The 16,491-nt window shown below is 63.7% G+C and carries 17 protein-coding genes; 2 read left to right on the top strand and 15 right to left on the bottom strand.

From position 1 onward, the window contains the following. Positions 1-35 precede the first annotated feature (35 nt). Positions 36-1,538 (top strand): xylulokinase, encoded by a 1,503-nt coding sequence (locus AC0L2B_RS26365; RefSeq protein WP_473747403.1) that lies wholly within the window; start codon positions 36-38, stop codon positions 1,536-1,538. Positions 1,539-1,554: 16 nt separating this feature from the next. Here the strand turns inward: AC0L2B_RS26365 and AC0L2B_RS26360 are convergent, their stop codons facing one another. The 9 genes from AC0L2B_RS26360 to AC0L2B_RS26320 form a co-directional block, all read right to left on the bottom strand. Then, on the bottom strand, positions 1,555-1,911 hold the full coding sequence (locus tag AC0L2B_RS26360) for an ArsC family reductase (protein WP_473747401.1): 357 nt from the start codon (positions 1,909-1,911) through the stop codon (positions 1,555-1,557). A gap of 263 nt (positions 1,912-2,174) precedes the next feature. Beyond that, positions 2,175-2,528 carry a SnoaL-like domain-containing protein gene (locus tag AC0L2B_RS26355; RefSeq protein ID WP_473747400.1) on the bottom strand — a complete coding sequence of 118 codons (354 nt, stop codon included), beginning with the start codon at positions 2,526-2,528 and terminating at the stop codon, positions 2,175-2,177. A gap of 228 nt (positions 2,529-2,756) precedes the next feature. After that, positions 2,757-3,734, bottom strand: coding sequence for a 2-dehydropantoate 2-reductase (locus AC0L2B_RS26350; RefSeq protein ID WP_473747399.1), 978 nt, complete (start codon positions 3,732-3,734; stop codon positions 2,757-2,759). Next, positions 3,734-5,269, bottom strand: a complete 1,536-nt coding sequence (locus AC0L2B_RS26345; RefSeq protein ID WP_473747398.1) for an acyl--CoA ligase — start codon at positions 5,267-5,269, stop codon at positions 3,734-3,736. The genes AC0L2B_RS26350 and AC0L2B_RS26345 overlap by 1 nt, the downstream gene beginning before the upstream one ends. Beyond that, positions 5,262-5,960, bottom strand: coding sequence for a fumarylacetoacetate hydrolase family protein (locus AC0L2B_RS26340; protein ID WP_473747751.1), 699 nt, complete (start codon positions 5,958-5,960; stop codon positions 5,262-5,264). The genes AC0L2B_RS26345 and AC0L2B_RS26340 overlap by 8 nt, the downstream gene beginning before the upstream one ends. 2 nt (positions 5,961-5,962) lie before the next feature. Further along, on the bottom strand, positions 5,963-6,718 hold the full coding sequence (locus tag AC0L2B_RS26335; protein WP_128167733.1) for an ABC transporter permease: 756 nt from the start codon (positions 6,716-6,718) through the stop codon (positions 5,963-5,965). 6 nt (positions 6,719-6,724) lie between these two features. After that, entirely contained in the window at positions 6,725-7,528 is an 804-nt protein-coding gene (locus tag AC0L2B_RS26330; RefSeq protein WP_473747397.1) for an ABC transporter ATP-binding protein, read from the bottom strand. Position 7,529: 1 nt separating this feature from the next. Next, on the bottom strand, positions 7,530-8,357 hold the full coding sequence (locus tag AC0L2B_RS26325; protein ID WP_287072837.1) for an ABC transporter permease: 828 nt from the start codon (positions 8,355-8,357) through the stop codon (positions 7,530-7,532). Positions 8,358-8,369: 12 nt separating this feature from the next. Next, complete coding sequence (locus tag AC0L2B_RS26320) at positions 8,370-9,365, bottom strand: ABC transporter substrate-binding protein (protein ID WP_473474898.1); 996 nt, start codon at positions 9,363-9,365, stop codon at positions 8,370-8,372. A gap of 179 nt (positions 9,366-9,544) precedes the next feature. On the opposite strand from AC0L2B_RS26320, the gene AC0L2B_RS26315 reads away from it, so the two are divergent. After that, entirely contained in the window at positions 9,545-10,237 is a 693-nt protein-coding gene (locus AC0L2B_RS26315) for a FadR/GntR family transcriptional regulator (protein WP_473747396.1), read from the top strand. Positions 10,238-10,299: 62 nt separating this feature from the next. Here the strand turns inward: AC0L2B_RS26315 and AC0L2B_RS26310 are convergent, their stop codons facing one another. The 6 genes from AC0L2B_RS26310 to AC0L2B_RS26285 all read right to left on the bottom strand — a co-directional run bounded on the left by AC0L2B_RS26310 (position 10,300) and on the right by AC0L2B_RS26285 (position 16,488). Next, a complete protein-coding gene (locus tag AC0L2B_RS26310; RefSeq protein ID WP_473747395.1) occupies positions 10,300-11,727 on the bottom strand; it encodes an aldehyde dehydrogenase family protein in 1,428 nt (475 codons plus the stop codon). Between the two features lie 39 nt (positions 11,728-11,766). Next, positions 11,767-12,852: an ABC transporter ATP-binding protein gene (locus tag AC0L2B_RS26305; protein WP_473747394.1), complete on the bottom strand. Its 1,086-nt coding sequence runs from the start codon at positions 12,850-12,852 to the stop codon at positions 11,767-11,769. Next, positions 12,842-13,450 (bottom strand): cupin domain-containing protein, encoded by a 609-nt coding sequence (locus AC0L2B_RS26300; RefSeq protein ID WP_473747392.1) that lies wholly within the window; start codon positions 13,448-13,450, stop codon positions 12,842-12,844. The genes AC0L2B_RS26305 and AC0L2B_RS26300 overlap by 11 nt, the downstream gene beginning before the upstream one ends. Before the next feature lie 220 nt (positions 13,451-13,670). Continuing rightward, a complete protein-coding gene (locus tag AC0L2B_RS26295) occupies positions 13,671-14,741 on the bottom strand; it encodes an ABC transporter substrate-binding protein (protein ID WP_473747391.1) in 1,071 nt (356 codons plus the stop codon). Continuing rightward, positions 14,726-15,604 carry an ABC transporter permease gene (locus tag AC0L2B_RS26290; protein WP_473747390.1) on the bottom strand — a complete coding sequence of 293 codons (879 nt, stop codon included), beginning with the start codon at positions 15,602-15,604 and terminating at the stop codon, positions 14,726-14,728. The genes AC0L2B_RS26295 and AC0L2B_RS26290 overlap by 16 nt, the downstream gene beginning before the upstream one ends. Continuing rightward, positions 15,601-16,488, bottom strand: coding sequence for an ABC transporter permease (locus AC0L2B_RS26285; protein WP_473747389.1), 888 nt, complete (start codon positions 16,486-16,488; stop codon positions 15,601-15,603). Before AC0L2B_RS26285 ends, AC0L2B_RS26290 begins: the two co-directional genes overlap by 4 nt. Positions 16,489-16,491: the final 3 nt, after the last annotated feature.

The following is a 16,491-nucleotide window of genomic DNA, read 5'->3' as shown; positions in this document are numbered from 1 at the left end:
GCACCGGTGGAACTCATCGTCTCGGGAGGACAATCATGGGCAGCAGCGACGGACCTCTTGTCGTCGGCCTCGACAGTTCCACCCAATCCTGCAAGGCGATTGCCTGGAGCCGGGACGGACGAGCCGTGGCGGAAGGCCGGGCGCCGCTCGAACTGATGAAGCCGAGGCCGGACTATGTCGAGCAGGAGGTCACCGACTGGTGGCGGGCCGCAACAGCGGCGCTGCGACAGCTTGTCGACGCGGTCGACGCGACACGCATCGCCGGGATCGCGATCTCCAACCAGCGCGAGACCGTTGCCCTCATCGACGGCGCCGGCGCGCCGATCGGACCCGCCAGCCTGTGGCTCGACGAACGCGCCGCCGGGCTGGTCGACCGTTTCGCGGCGGAGATCGGCCGTGAGCGGCTGCACCAGATCACCGGCAAGCCGATCGACGTGACGCCGGTCGTCTACCGCCTGAAATGGCTGCGCGAGAACGAGCCGGAACGGTTGGACCAGGCGAACAAAATCCTCGACGTGCATGGCTATCTGACGCTGAGACTGACGGGAACGCCAAGCGCGAGCTGGACCAGCGCCGATCCGTTCGGTCTCTTCGACATCTCGCGCAAGGCATGGTCGCAGCCGATCCTCGATCATCTCGGCATCAAACCGTCGCAACTTCCCAATGCGGTGCGGTCCGGCACGCGAGTCGGGACTGTTCATGCCGCAGCCGCCGCCGCAACCGGCCTTTCGGAAGGAACCCCGGTGATTGCCGCCGGCGGCGATGGGCAATGCGCCGGGCTCGGCGTCAATGCCATGCGCGACGGCGTCGTCTATCTCAATCTCGGAACCGCGATCATCGCGGGAATCTGGTCGCCAGAACCGGTGGTCGGCGCCTTCTGGCGCACCATGACCTCGCCAACCGGCGATGGCTATTTCCTCGAGGCCGTGCAGCGGGCGGGTGTCTATTTCGTCAACTGGTTCGTCGACATGTTTGCCGGCGGGCGCTCCGATCCGGCGATCTTCGACCGCCTCGAAAGGGAAGCGGCGGCCGTGCCGATCGGCTCGGACGGACTTCTCGCCGGCACCACCCTGGTCGGCTGCATGGACCCGCACTGGGATCCGAGCGCACGCGCCAGCTTCATCGGCATGCACCCCTCGCACACGCTCGGTCATTTTTATCGTGCAGGGCTCGAGGCAATGACGCTGCAAACCGCCCGGGCTCTTGAAGAGATGCGCAGCCATGGTCTTTCGCCGGCGCAAATGGTGGCGATCGGCGGCGGCGCCAACAGCAAGCTTTGGACAAAGATGATCGCGGACGCAACCGGGATCGCGATCCATAAGGGTCACAATGCCGAAGCCTCGTCGCTCGGCGCAGCGATCAGCGCGGCGGTCGGCATCGGATGGTTCGAGGGTTTTGCCGAGGCTGCGGATGCGATGACGAGCATCGCCGAGACAATCGAGCCGGACCCCGGCTGCCGCGCAGCGTGGGACGCGCTCTCGGCCAGGCAGGCCAAGGTCTTTTCCGCGACCCAATTCGCCTGGCGAGCTGGAGCGTGAAAAGCATCCCGTCCGGCTACTTCAACCCGCCCAGCGCCTGCTGATAGACATCAGGCTTGAAGCCGACGAGGATACGATCGCCAAGATCGAGGACCGGCCGCTTGATCATCGTCGGTTTGGCCAGCATCAGCGCCTTGGCCTTCCTCTCGTCGAGGCTCAGCCTGTCCGTGTCCGACAGTTCGCGAAACGTTGTGCTCGACTTGTTGAGCAGGGTTTCCCAGCCGACCTTGCCGGACCAGCCGTCGAGCCTATCCGCCTCCAGCCCCTCGACCCGGTAGTCGTGAAAACGATAGGCGACGTCATGGCTTTCCAGCCAGCCACGCGCCTTCTTGATCGTGTCGCAATTGGTGATGCCGTACATGGTGATCGTCAAAATTGGCCCTCGGACTCATTGCTCATCGAATCTGGCGCACCCTAAACCACCGTTCAGACTTTGCCAGCGACGAGACCGGCATCCTCAATTTTTTGGGTTTGCCATGGCGAGATGGGCTTTTCGACGGCTGAGGCACCGTGGCGATCAGTTGGCGGCATATGTGAAGGGGATTGGGCTGCTCACACGGCGGCCAGGGCATTCGTCCTAGCCGCCGTGCCTGATTTCCAACGATGCAGCAAGTACAAAGCTTCCGGAAGCCGGCCTCAATAATAGAAGCGCTCTTCGGCAATTTTGCCGTTCTTGACCGTGTACAGACCAACCTCATCCATGCTGACGCGCTCGCCTGTAGCCTTGGGCGTTATGTCAAACTTGAAGCGCACTGCGAACTGGTCGCCGTTGACATATGGGCCATCGACCGAGCCGTCATGAACTTCGTTGTTCTCCTCCCACCACTGGCCCTTCTGCTTCACGGCCTCCTTGCCATTGCAGACCGCCATCGGCCCTTCCATCGCTTCGTAACTGACGATGTCATCGGCATTGAACTTCTCAGCCGCAGCTTTGTTCTGACCTTGCTTGAGCAGCTCTGTGAATTCCTTGGCAATTTCTGCCGTTGTCATGGGTGTTGCTCCTGTTCAGACGGGTTCCAAGTAGGGAACCGTTTGCTAACCTGCCACTGGCGGTCCGCTCGACAGCTGACAATTGTTGTCAGGATGAGTATTGCGCGCCAGCCTTGACCGCTGAAGCACTTGTGATGCGACGATCAATAGCCATGCGATCCAGATCTCTGTCGATACAAGTACTCGTTCGCCCGGGGAGAGCGAGGCGGCAACTTCACGATTGGTACATCAATAGCAGCCGCGCTCGATGGCGAGGCGGCGCACCAGCGCCAGCACGCTGTCGATGGTCGGCGTCGGCTGGCCGGTCAGCCGGCCGAGTTCCTGGACCGCCGTCACCAGCGCATCGATCTCCATCGGCCGGCCACGCTCGAGATCCTGCAGCATCGAGGTCTTGTGCTCGCCAACGTCGCCGGCACCCTTGATGCGGCGGTCGACCGAGATCGGGAAACGAACGCCGAGGCTTTCGCCGATCGCCTGCGCCTCCAGCATCATGGTGCGGGCAAGCGCGCGGGTGGCCTCGTCGGCAGCGATTGCCGCAAGCGTGCTGCCGGTCAGCGCGGAAATCGGGTTGAAGCAGAGATTGCCCCACAGCTTCACCCAGATCTCGCTGCGGATGTCGTCGCGAACCGGCGCCTGCAGCCCGGCTGCAACCATCTCCTCGGCAAGCCGCGTGACACGCTCGCTCTTCTCGCCCGAGGGCTCGCCAAGCGAGAACCGCTTTCCCTCGATATGGCGGACCAGGCCGGGCGCATCCACCTCTGCCGCGGGATAGACGACCGAGCCGATGACGCGATCCGGCCCAAGCCGGTCCCAGATCACCCCACCGGGATCCACCGCTTGCAACCCCGTGCCTTCGAGCAGCCCGCCGATGCTGTGGAAATACCACCACGGCACGCCATTCTGCATGGTGACGACGGCCGTCCCCTCACCCAGCAGCGGCGCGATCTGGTCGAGCGCTGGCGCAACCGAATGGGCCTTGAGCGCCAGCACGACATAGTCCTGGACGCCTAGCTCCTGCGCCTGCGCGGCGGCCCTGACCGAGGCGACGGATTCATGACCGTCTTCGATCAGGCGAAGACCGGCCGTCCTGATCGCGTCGAGATGCGCGCCGCGCGCCACGATCGACAGATCGACGCGGCCGGCCATGGCAAGCTTGGCCGCGAGGTAGCCGCCGATCGCGCCAGCGCCAAAAATGCTGATCCGCATTATCCCAGCCCAGGTTTGGCAAGACCGAGTTTGGTCGCGAGGCCGATGCGCTGCAGCTTGCCGGTCGCGCCCTTCGGGATTTCGTCCAGGATCAGGACAATGCGCGGCACCTTGAAGGCGGCAAGCCGTGTCGCGGCAAAGCTGCGGATGTCGGCTTCTGTGGCGGCCATGCCCTCGCGCAGCACGATCGCAGCCGCGACCTCCTCGCCGAGCTTGTCGTGCGGCGTGGCGAAGGTGACGACCTGCGCCACCGCCGGATGGTCCATCAGCACGTCGTCGACCTCGAGCGGCGAGATCTTCTCGCCGCCGCGGTTGATGATCTCCTTAAGCCGGCCGGTGACGCGCAGATAAAAGTCGTCGTCGAGCACGCCCTGGTCGCCGGTATGAAACCAGCCATGCGCAAAAGCCGCGGCATTGGCGTCCGGATTGTTCTCGTAGCCCGCGGTGACATTGGGCCCGCGAATGACGATCTCGCCGGTGTCACCGGGCTGCAGCAATCGCCCGTCCGGCGCCATCACCGCCACGTCCGGTCCGGCCGCGGCGCCGACGCTGCCCGGCTTGCGCAGGCCCGGCGGCAGCCGGTTCGAAGCCATCTGGTGCGCGGCCTCGGTCATGCCGTAGGATTCGATCACCGGGCAGCCGAAGGTCGCCTCAAGCTCGGCCATCACCTGCGGCGGCAGCGATGCCGAGGACGAGCGGATGAAGCGAAGAGGCGCGTCGGCCAATGCCTCGGCATTGCGCGTTGCGCGCGGCAGTATCGCCTGATGCATGGTCGGCACCGCCGTGTACCAGCTCGGCCGCGCCTCGCCCAGCCAATGGAAGAAGCGCAGCGCGTTGAAACCCGGCGTGCAGAAGACGCTGCCGCCGGCTGCGAGCGAGGACAGCACCGCCGCGATCAGCCCATGGATGTGGAACAGCGGCATGATGTTGAGGCAGCGATCGCCTGATGTCAGGCCGAGCGTCGCGCCGATATGGGCGGCCGAGGCGGCGAGATTGGCGTGGCTGAGCGGCACCAGCTTGGGTCGTGACGTGGTCCCGGACGTGTGCAGCAACAGCGCGATGTCGCCGTCTTCAGCCAGGTCGGGCGAAACAGACGGACCAACCGGTTTGCCCTTGATCTCAAAACTGCCGGCTGGCGCGTCACGCAGTGCCGTGAGCCTGAGCACCGCTATGCCGAGGCGCTCGGCCACGGTCACCGCCGGGCCGCTTTCGTCTTCGGCGACGAGGATCGCCTTGGCGCCGATGTCGGTCAGATAGAAATCGAGCTCGTCGGCCTGGTAGGCCGGATTGAGCGGCGCCGTCGACGCCGCCGCCGCCACTGCGACAAAGGCCGTCGCCATCTCCGGCCCGTTCGGCAGCACGATGGCCACCCGGTCGCCACGGCCGAGGCCCAGTGCATGCAATTGCGCTGCCGTCTCGGAGATCAGGCGGCGCAGTCCGCCATGCGTGAGCGTGATCCTGTCGGGTGCCGAAATCGCCGGCGCATCGCCGGCTCCGGCGGCAAGCCGCTCAATGATCGAGGCCGCTTCAGACAACGTGAACCTCTAGGTCGCCGACGCCATCGATATGACCGCGAAGAACATCACCGCGAACGACCGCGCCGACGCCCGCCGGCGTGCCGGAAAGAATGATGTCCCCCGGCTTCAGCGTGAACAGACCTGAGAGATAGCTGATCATTTCCGGAACCTTCCAAATCATCTGGTTGAGGTCGCCGGTCTGCTTTCGCTGACCATTGACGTCCAGCCAGATCGCGCCCTGGCTGGGATGGCCGGTCGAGCTTGCCGGAACCAATGGCGTGCATGGCGCCGATGCCTCGAAGGCCTTGCCGACCTCCCATGGACGGCCCAGGTCCTTCGCCTTCCCTTGCAGGTCGCGCCGCGTCATATCGAGACCTACGCCATAACCGAACACGCAGTCCAGAGCCTTTTCTACCGGGATGTCGGTACCGCCGCTCTTCAGCGCCACGACCATTTCGATCTCGTGATGAACATCGTTGGAGGCCGGAGGGTACGGAAATTCTCCTGTCGTATCGAGGTTGTCGGGGTTCTTCTGGAAGAAGAATGGCGGCTCCCTGTCGGGGTCGTGTCCCATCTCGACGGCATGCGCGGCATAGTTCCGCCCGACGCAATAGACCCGGTGCACCGGAAACATCTTGTCGGTTCCCGCCACCGGGATGCTCGGGATTGCGGTTGGTTCGATAACATAGCTTGAAGTCGTGCCGTGCATGTTCACTGTCTTGCTCCTGCGTAGTATTCGACCTTGGCTTCGGCCCGTTCGATCAGTTCGGCGATCAGCAGGGCGAAGGCAAAAAGGATGATGGTCAAGGCCCAGAATTCGGCCATGCGGAAATTTCGCGAGAAGGTTTCGAACAGCGCACCGTAGCCGACGATGGCGACGAGCAACTGGCCGATGACGACGCCCTTGACGCCGCGGATGAGGCCGAGGCGAATGCCGGCAAGGATTTCCGGAAGGGCCGCCCACAGGATGATCTTGCTATAGAGCGCCGGGCGCGAGGCGCCGTAGGAACGCGCCATCTCGATCAGCGACGGCGAGATATGACGGACCCCGGCGCGGGTGTCGAGAACGATGATCCAGATCGCAAACAGGAACACCGCCGCAACGATCGTCTTCTCGCCGAAGCCGAACAGGATCATCAGCACCGGGACGATCGCCGAGAGCGGTGCGCTTGAAAAGATGTTGACCCACATGCCGAGCAGGTCGTCGGCGATCTTGACGCGTCCCATCAGGATACCCAATGGCACGCCGACAACGATCGACAGGGCCATGCCCGTCGCGAAGGCGCGAAGGGTCGTGACTGTCGCGCTCTGCCAGGACGGCGTCTGCACCAGGCTGACCGCTGCAACCAGCACGTCGCTAAACGGCGGCAGCAGAAAGACAAGGTCGAGCCGGCCGACGATTTCCCATACGACGCACCAGACCAGCAGGGACGCCATCATTGGCACACGGTAGCCAAACAAGGTCACGGCCGCTCACTCCACATACTGCTTCAGCCCCTGCCAGATCTCCTCGACAGTATCGAGATAGTGCCTGTCGCGATGGATGCGCTCGGGGTCGCCGGAGCGATCGATTTCCGGTTCGATGATCTGCGAAACCCGGCCGGGTCTCGGCGACAGCAAGACGATGCGGTCGGAGATGTAGACCGCTTCCTCGATCGAGTGCGTCACGAAGATGAAGGTCTTGTTCTGGTTGGTGCGCAGCCGGATCAGGTCTTCCTGGAATTTCCGCCGGTTCTGCTCGTCGACCGCCGAAAACGGTTCATCGAGCAACAGGACGTCGGCATCGACCGACAAGGCGCGCGCCAGGCCGACGCGCTGGCGCATGCCGCCCGACAGTTCGTGCGGGTATTTGTCCTCGAAGCCGGCGAGACCCACCTCGGCGATGTAGCGTCGGGCGATCGCCTCGCGCTCGGCCTTGTTGGTGCCGCGCAACTCCAGTCCGAAGGCCACGTTGCGTGTCACCGTCGCCCACGGCATCAGCGCAAAGTCCTGGAATACGAAAGCGCGTTCGGGGCCGGGTGCTGTGACGTGCTTGCCGTTGATCGCGACGGTGCCGCCATCGGCCCGTATCAGCCCCGCTATGATCTTCAGCAGCGTCGTCTTTCCGCAACCGCTGGGTCCGAGAAGGCTGGTCAGCTTGCCCCTGGGAAAGTCGAGGTCGATGCCGCGCAGCGCCTCGACATTGCCGTAGGTCTTGGAGATTCCCCTCACTTCCACGATTGAATCGATCGGTGCGGGAACCGGCGACGGTCCATTTCGCAATGCGGTCGCGCCCATCTTAAGCACCTCTGCTCTCGGGCCTGAAAACGCGGACTTCCACCCACTGCAGAAAGACGAGCGTCAGGGTGGAAAGCGCAATGATCGAGGCGATTGTTGCGTACATCTCGGCGTAGTCGGCGCGCGAGCGGTGGAAGGTTATGAGGTCGCCGATGCCGGTCGGGGTGATCAACAGTTCGGCGAGCACCACGCCGACGAAGCCGGCAGCGACGCCGAGGCGCAACCCGGCAAAAATCACCGGGCTGGCGTCCGGAAGGATGATCTTGGCGACGGTCTGCCAGCGGGTGCCGAGGAAGGATCGGCACATGACAAGCAGCGACTCGTTGACGTTGCGCACGGCCTTGTAGGTGTTGAGCACGATGACCGGCAGCGCCAGGATCATGACGGCGAGCGTCTTGGCGGTCATGCCTATTCCATAGACAAAGGTGACCATCGGAATGAAGGCGGCGACCGGTGCTGCCTGAAGCACGATGAACACGGGGATCACCAGCCATTCGCCGGTGCGCCACAGGCCACAGATCGTGCCGAGGCCGACACCAAGGAACGCCGACAGGACAACGCCAAGCACCAGCGGCTGCAGCGTCGAAAGATAGGCGGTTGCCAGGCTGCCGTCGGCGAGCAGTCCGAAGAACGCGACGACCGTATCGGAAAACGTCGGGAAAGCGAAGCTGACCGGAATACGCCCGGCCACCTCCCAGATTCCCGCGAACAGGGCGATCGACACCAGCCTGAGCAGGACCGGCTGGTCCCACGATGCGCCCGTTGCGCTGCGATTGGAAAGAGGAGCGAGGCCGGCAGCCTCCCCGTCGGTTCTGATGCTTGCGGCCATCCGGCAGGCCGCCTATTTCTTGCCGAGCTTGGCGACGGCGCGGTCGATTGCGGAGACATCCCAGAAGTCCTCGACCTTGAGGCTGGCGGGATCGCCTTCGATCTGGCCGGCAAGGCTGAAGAAGGCAAAGTCGTCCTTGGCCGCATCGGCTCCGCCCCCGTTCAGCGCAAGACTGCCGGCTTCCGCGGTTTCCTTGTAGTATTCGGTGATTTCGCTGTCGGCTTCAGCGCCGAGATCCGGCAGCAGTTTGTATTTGTTGCGAAGCTCGACGGCGACCGCCGGGTTCGCGGTGATCTCGCGCGCGGTCTTCATCAGTTCTTCGACCAGGATGTCGACGTCGGCGGCGTTGTTCTTCAGATAGTCCGCGGTCGCGAAAAGCGCTTCGTCCGAGGCGCCGAGATCCTCGACCGGCAGAACGATGAACTTGCCGGGGGCTTCGGCCTCGAGCGCGCGCCTGTTGGCGGCATCGACGATCGACGCCTTGATGGTCCCTTGGAGCAGCGCATTGCGGCGAACCTCGGAACCCGGGACATAGCTGATGTTGCCGAGCTTGATGCCGTGGTTTTTCGCCATCAGCAGCATGACCGCTTCGGTGCCGGAGCCGCGCGCCTGCACGGCGACCTCCTGCCCGTCGAGATCCTTCCATTCCTTGTAGAATTCGCTGTTGACGACGGGAAAGAAGCGCAGCGTCGATATCTGCGCGAAAATGCGGATCGGCACGCCGACCTTCTGGATCAAGGTATAGGGCGCGCCGATGCCGACATCGGCCTGGCCGCCGACAATGGCCTGGGCAGCCAGATCCTCGTCATTGAGAACAATGAGCTCGACATTCACGCCGCGCTCCTTGGCCCGCTCTATCGCGGCGAGCGTCTGGATGGATTCGATGCCCGGAAGGTCGCCGAATGCGATGCGCATGTCGCCCGCATTTGCGGCCGACAAGGGCGCTGCACATGCCAGGACCGCGGCGAAAGCGGTGGCAAGGATGGTACGTCTGGACACGCCGGCCATTGTCATTCCTCCCGTTTTTTGTAACCATTTCCGTGATTGGTTAAGACTACGGGATGGATTGGTCAAGGAGAAACTGCACCGTATCGAACGGGTGTGCCCAGGAAAACTCGGCAGTTGACGGTTTCCACTAATCGTTTTAACACCGGCAGAGGAAAATCATATGCGGATTGGTTAAATTGATGGACGATCCCGGTAATGGCGGCCACGCCGCCCTGGTTCAGCTGCAGGCCTATCTTGCCCAGATGGATCATGCCGGTGAGACGCGGCTGCCTGCCGAGCGGGAACTGTCGGAGAGCCTCGGCGTATCGCGCGGCGATCTGCGCAAGGCGCTGGCGGTACTCGAGAAGGACGGCCGCATCTGGCGTCACGTCGGCAGGGGCACCTTCGCCGGCAGCGGGCCGGTCGAGGAGACGATCGGCATCTCGGAAATCGCCGGGCGCACCAATCCGGCCGACGTGATGCGCGCGCGCCTCATCCTCGAGCCCGAAATTGCGCGCGAAGCGGCGCTGCACGCCACGCTTTCGGATATCGCCGCGATGCGGCAATCGCTGGTGCAGACGCGGGAGGCCGTCACGTGGCGGCAATATGAGAATGTCGACAATCTGCTCCACCGGCAGATTGCGCAGGCGAGCCGCAACAATGTGCTGCTCGGCCTGTTCGACGTGCTGAACGCCGTGCGCCGCACCGTGGTCTGGGGACGTCTCCGTTCAGAAGGCGCCCGCCCTCCGGCAGACCATCACAGCTTCGCCGACCATGAACGGATCGTCGAGGCGATCGCCGAGCGTGACCTCGGCGGCGCGGCGGCAGCGATGCGCCTGCATCTCCAGCAGGTCGAGCGGCGCCTGATCCCTGTCCGCGAAGCCGCCGAATAGCTTGGTCAGCCCGTTACAGCGCGCGTGCTTCTTAGACGCGCGGCGCTGTTCGGTGTCATGGGCTAGGCGCCGTAGCCGATGATGCCCTTGATCTCGAGGAAATCGTGGATCGCCCAGTCGGCGTATTCGCGGCCGTTGCCGGATTGCTTGTAGCCGCCGAACGGCGCGAAGGTGTCCCACTCCGGATAGTTGATCGAGACCTGCCCGGCGCGCAGCCGGCCGGCGACTTTTCGCGCGTGGTCGATATCCCCTGATTGCACGTAGGCGGCGAGGCCATAGACGGTGTCGTTGGCGATTTTCACCGCGTCATCGTCGTCATCATAGGAGATGACCGAAAGCACCGGCCCAAAAATTTCTTCCCGCTCGATGGTCATGCCCGGCGTGACGTGGCCGAAGACGGTCGGCCGCACGTAATAACCGCGATTAAGATGCTCCGGCCGGCCGGGACCGCCGGCGACCAGCGTTGCACCCTCGGCGATGCCGGCCTCGATCAGCCGCTGGATCTTGTCGAACTGGATGTTGCTGACCACCGGCCCGAGCCTGGTGTCTTCCGAGCGCGGATCGCCGACCTTGTGCGCCTCGGCCGCCTTCTTGGCGATCGCCAGCGCCTCATCGTGGCGGGCAGCCGGCACCAGCATGCGCGTCGGCGCATCGCAGGACTGGCCGCTATTGCCGAAACAGGCGTTGACGCCCTTGCGCACGGCCTTCTCGAAGTCGGCATCGGCAAGCACGATGTTGGGCGATTTGCCGCCGAGTTCCTGCGCCACGCGCTTGACCGTCTCGGCCGCCGTCTTGGCGACGATGATGCCGGCCCGGGTCGAGCCGGTGAAGGAAACCATGTCGACATCGGGATGTCCGGCCATGACCTGTCCGACATCCGGACCGGTGCCGTTGACCATGTTGTAGACCCCCTTCGGCGTGCCGGCCGCTTCCATCACCTCCGAAAAGACGATGCCGCTGATCGGCGCGATCTCGGAAGGCTTCAGCACGACCGTGCAGCCGGCGGCGATCGCCGGCGCCACCTTGCAGACGATCTGGTTGAGCGGCCAGTTCCACGGTGTGATCAGCGCGCAGACGCCGATCGGCTCCTTGACCACCATGGTGGCGCCGCGCTTCTCGCTGAATTCGTAATCCTCCAGCGCCTTGATGGTGGACTCCATATGCGCCCTGCCCGCCCATGCCTGCGCCTCGCGCGCCCAGGTAATCGGCGCGCCCATCTCCTGGCTGACAGCCTGGGCGATGTCCTCGTAGCGCTCGTTGTAGACTTCGAGGATGCGCTTCAGCAGCTTCAGGCGCTCGGCCTTGCTGGTTTGCGAAAAGGTCGGAAAGGCCGCCTTCGCCGCCGCCACGGCGCGATCCACATCGGCCTTCGAGCCGACGGAGATTTTGGTGTAGGCCTCTTCGGTGGACGGATCGATCACATCCAGCGTCGCCGGCACCACCGGCGCGACCCATTTGCCGTCGATGAAGAAGTTCAGGTGATTGCTCATGGGTAGTGCTCCGGTTTTCTGGAAAGGATGAGGGTCGGATTAGCTGGGCAGCATAGGGCAGTTAGCGCCGCGGCGCAGGCTGATATGCGCCACGTCGCCGACGCGGAATTGAAAACCTTCCGCCCGGCGTGGCGCATCGATCACCACTGGTATCCCCTGCCCCAATTCGGCGTGCAGGCGCAAGGTGCGGCCGTGAAAGACGATGCTGCTCACCCGCACCGGCGCGGTGCCGGTCGCTGCTTCGGTCGCCGCCAAAAGATCCTCCGGACGCACTCCGATGGTTCGCACCGCGCCTTCTCCCGGCACTTCGCCGGTTTCCGACGTGGCTTCGAGCGGCAGGGCGCCGGCGGCGAAACGCAACCGATCGCCGTCACGGCCGACAAAGCGCGACTGCAGCAGGTTCATCGTGCCGATGAAACTGGCGACGAATTTGGTGGCGGGCCGGTCGTAGAGCGTGGCCGGCGGCGCAATCTGCTCGATGCGGCCCTTGTTCATGACGACGATACGGTCGGAGATCGACAGCGCCTCGGTCTGGTCGTGGGTGACCATGACGAAAGTGGTGCCGAGCCGCGACTGCAGCCGCTTCAATTCGACCTGCATCTGTTCGCGCAGATGCGCATCGAGCGCCGACAGCGGCTCGTCGAGCAGCAGCACACGTGGTTCGCAGACAATCGCACGGGCAAGCGCGACGCGCTGACGCTGGCCGCCAGACAATTCGGACACGCGGGCGCCGAGCTTCTCGGCAAGGCCGACCATGTCGAGCGCTTCGCCGACGCGCTTTGCCTGTTCTGCCCCGGAAAGCTTGCGCAGCGACAGGCCGAAGCCGACGTTTTCGGCGACGTCCATGTGCGGAAACAGCGCATAGTCCTGGAACACGGTGTTGACGGGACGGTCGAACGGCCGCAGCGAAGTAATGTCACGGCTGTCGAGCAGCACCCGTCCGCTCGACGGGCTTTCGAATCCTGCGATCACCCGCAGGCTAGTGGTCTTGCCGCAGCCAGATGGGCCGAGCAAGGTCAGGAACTCGCCGCGGGCGATGTCGAGATCGACGGCGTCGAGACCGACGATGCCGCCGGGGAAAATCTTCGATACCGCATCCAGCCGGACGAGAGGATCAGGCGCCATCGCGAACCTCGGACGGCTTGGTCGTGTTGACCCAGAGGATCTGGCAGCGCTCGGCGCCCGGATTGCGGAAGGCATGCAGCAAGGTGCTCTTGAAGGCGAAGCTGTCGCCGGTCTTCAGCCCGTAGGTGGTTGAATCGATCACGAGTTCGACCTCGCCCGACAGGACGAAACCGAATTCGTGGCCGGGATGGGCGTAGGCTTCGACGGTGCCGCCACCGGCTTCTACCGTCACCAGCATGCCGGTGAGCGTAGCGGCCGGCGGCGACAGCAGCGCCTTGGCGATGCCTTCCGACTTCACCGGGATCTGGCGCCGACTGTTGGCGCGCACGCAATAGAGATCGCTGACGGCATCTTTGCCGTCAGCAATCAGCGCCGACGGCTCGATGTCGAGAGCGGCGGCGAGCGGCCAGATCACCTTGACGCGAAGCGAGGACAAGCCGCGCTCGATCTGGCTGAGCGCCCCGATCGAAACGCCGGCCTTGGCGGCGAGCTCCGCCAGCGAAAGACTGCGTTCCAGCCTGAGCGCCCGCACGCGCCGGCCGACCCGCACATCGGCGTCGTCTTTCAGCTTTTCAGCCGCTTGGTCCAGTACATCCATGCATACTTCCTCGTTCGCCAGCACTTTCCCTTCTCCCCCTGTGGGAGAAGGTGGCCGAGCCCACGGGTCTTGCCTCCGGCACGCCCGAGGACAGGCTCCGCTCGGACGGATGAGGGGTGTTCCAGCTTGGCAAACCCCGCATTCTGTCCAGCACCCCTCTACCGTCTCGACGCTACGCGCCGATCCACCTTCTCCCACAACGGGAGAAGGAAGAGCGAACTCAGCCGCCTGCCTTGACCTTCTCGAACATCTTGGCGAGTTCGTCATTCTGTTTCATCGGCCCGGTGAAGACGGTAGTCTTCAGCATCACTTCCGGATCGGACGGCAGTTGCAGCTTTTCCAGTTCTTCCTTCGGCACCGCGGCAAAGGCCGAGCTGTTTGAGCTGCCGTAACCATAGGTCTGAATCAGGTATTTTCCCGAATCCGTCTCCAGCCGGCTGTTGATGAAATCATAGGCGAGGTCGACATTCTTGGCGTCCTTGAGCATGACGAAGCCGCACGACCAGGTCAGCATGCCTTCCCTAGGCTTCATGAACTCGACCGGCACGCCCTGCTTCTTCAGCGAGGTGGCCGACGCGTTCCAGGTCATGGCGGCAACCAACTGGCCACTCGCCAGCGCCTGTTCGACCGAGGTCATGTCGGTGGTGTAGTTGGAGAGCAGCGGGCGCTGCTCGCGCAGTTTTTCAGCCACCTTTTCCATCTGTTCCGGCGTCATGTCGAACGGATTGACACCGGCGAGAAGCGCCGCCACCACCGGCGTGTCGTGGACGGCATCGATCGTCGCCATGCGCCCGGCATATTGCTTGTCCCACAAAAGGTTCCAGCTCGGCTCCGGGTTCTTCACCAGATCAGTGCGGTAAAGGATCGAGGTGTTGCCCCAGTCCCACGGCACCATCCAGACTTTGCCGTCGCCGGCCTGCAGGTCGGGCAGGTTTTTGAAAACCGGAAAGATCGAATCCCAGTTCTTGATGCGCTTGGTGTCGATTGGCTGCAGCAGGCCTTCCTTGTTCCACCGCGCCACCTTGTCGTAGCAGGGATGCGCGACGTCAGGACGGAAACCGGCCTTGACCTTGGTGAAGGCGTCATCGTCGTCGCCGAACATCGAGGCCTCGACGCCATCGGGGTGTGCGGCGAGGAAGCTCTTGTTGAAGTCGGGAAGTTCGTAGCCCGACCAAGTGAAATATTGCAGCTTGTCGGCCGCAAGCGCGACGTTCGACGAAAGCGCCAGCGCGAAGGCTGCCAATCCGGCTTGGACTGTCTTGCGATTTATCGATTTCAGGTCGAATGCCATTGCAGTTCTCCTCTTTCGGTTTCTTCTGGTTTGGACAGGTTGGCGGGCATTGGCCGCTGAGCGGCGGCGAGCCCGCGATGGCGCAGGATTTCGGCAATTGCCGCGATGACGAAGGACACGGCCAGGATGGCCGTGCCCAGCGCCATGACGGTCGGCAGCGATTTCGGGAAACGCAGCTGGCTCCAGATATAAAGCGGCAAGGTCGGTTCGGTGCCGGCGAGGAAGAAGGCGACGATGAACTCGTCGAATGAGGTCAGGAAGGCCAGCATGAACGCTGATACAATGGCGGGCAGGCTGAGCGGCAGCATGACCCGCCTGAATGTCGTCCAGTCGGAGGCGCCGAGATCGAGTGCCGCCTCGTGGATGGTCTTGGGTATAGCGGCGAAGCGGCTTTTCATGATCACCACCGTCGTCGGCAGCGCCACCAATATGTGGCCGAGCACGATGGCGGTGCGTGACGGCCCGAAGCCAATGAGGTTGACCAGGATCAGCAGAGAGATGCCGACGATGACGCCGGGGATCAGGATCGGCAGCCGCGCGATGGCGCTGATCGTGAAGGCAAGCGGCGAACGGCCGAAGAGATCCATGTAGGACACGGTGATGCCGCAGAGCGTGGCACCGGTGGCGGCAATTGCACCGATGACGAGGCTGTTGGCAAGGGCGCCGGACAGCGCCGAATTGCCGGACAGCGTCGTGTACCATTCAAACGTGAAGCCTTGCAGCGGAAACGCCGCCTGGATCGAATCGTTGAAGGAAAACAGCGGGATCAGCGAGATCGGCAAATAGAGGAATACCAGATAGACAAGCACGTAGGCGCCGAGCCAGCGGCCACCTTGCTTTGCGTCTATGCGCGCGGCGCTCATGTCCGGCTGCCAAACCTGCGGTCGGCGGAACGCACGACCAGCACCACGGCAAGGATGACCAGCATGACGGCAACGGCGAGTGCTGCGCCGAACGGCCAGTCATTTGCCTTGCCGAACTGGGCCTGGATCAGCGAGCCGATCATGGTGCTGGCAGGGCCGCCGACCAGCGCGGGGGTGACATAATCGCCAACCGTCGGCACGAAGACGACGAGAGCCGCCGCCAGCACGCCCGGCATCGAATTCGGCAGCACGACGCGGCGAAAGCTGGTGAACGGTCTGGCGCCGAGATCGGAAGCAGCTTCGAGCAGCGATTTCGGGATCGTGTCCAGCGCCACATAGATAGGCAGGATGGCGAACGGCGCATAGGCGTGAGCCAGCGTGACGACGACGGCGGCCGGCGTGTTGAGAAACGCCAGTGTCGGTTCGGACCAGATGCCGCTTTCGACGAGCGCCGAGTTCAGCACGCCATTGTAGGCAAGCACGATCTTCCAGGCGAAAACGCGCAAGAGATAGCTGGTCCAGAACGGCAGCGTCACCAGAAACAGCAGCAGCCCGCGCCGCCGTCCGGCATGGAAGGCAAGGTAGTAGGCGACGGGATAGGCGGTGACGACCGTCGCCAGCGTCACCAGGCCGGCAATGGCCAGCGAGCGCAGCGTTACCGTCCAGTACAGCGGGTCGGATGCCACGGTGATGAAATTCGCAAAAGTGAAGCCGTAGCCCAGCAGCGAACCGTCATTGCCGCGAAGGGCGAGGAAAACCACGAGGCCGAGGGCAAACAGGATCAGGAAGAAGGTGACCAGCCCGCCCGGCAGCAGCATGGCCAACCGGAAACCCGTCGAGAACCGGGACTCCGGCAGCGGCTGCCTTGCAACGATGGTCGACATCGG

This window comes from Mesorhizobium sp. WSM4815 (genome assembly GCF_055811575.1).
This window is presented reverse-complemented; position numbering and strand designations above follow the sequence as displayed.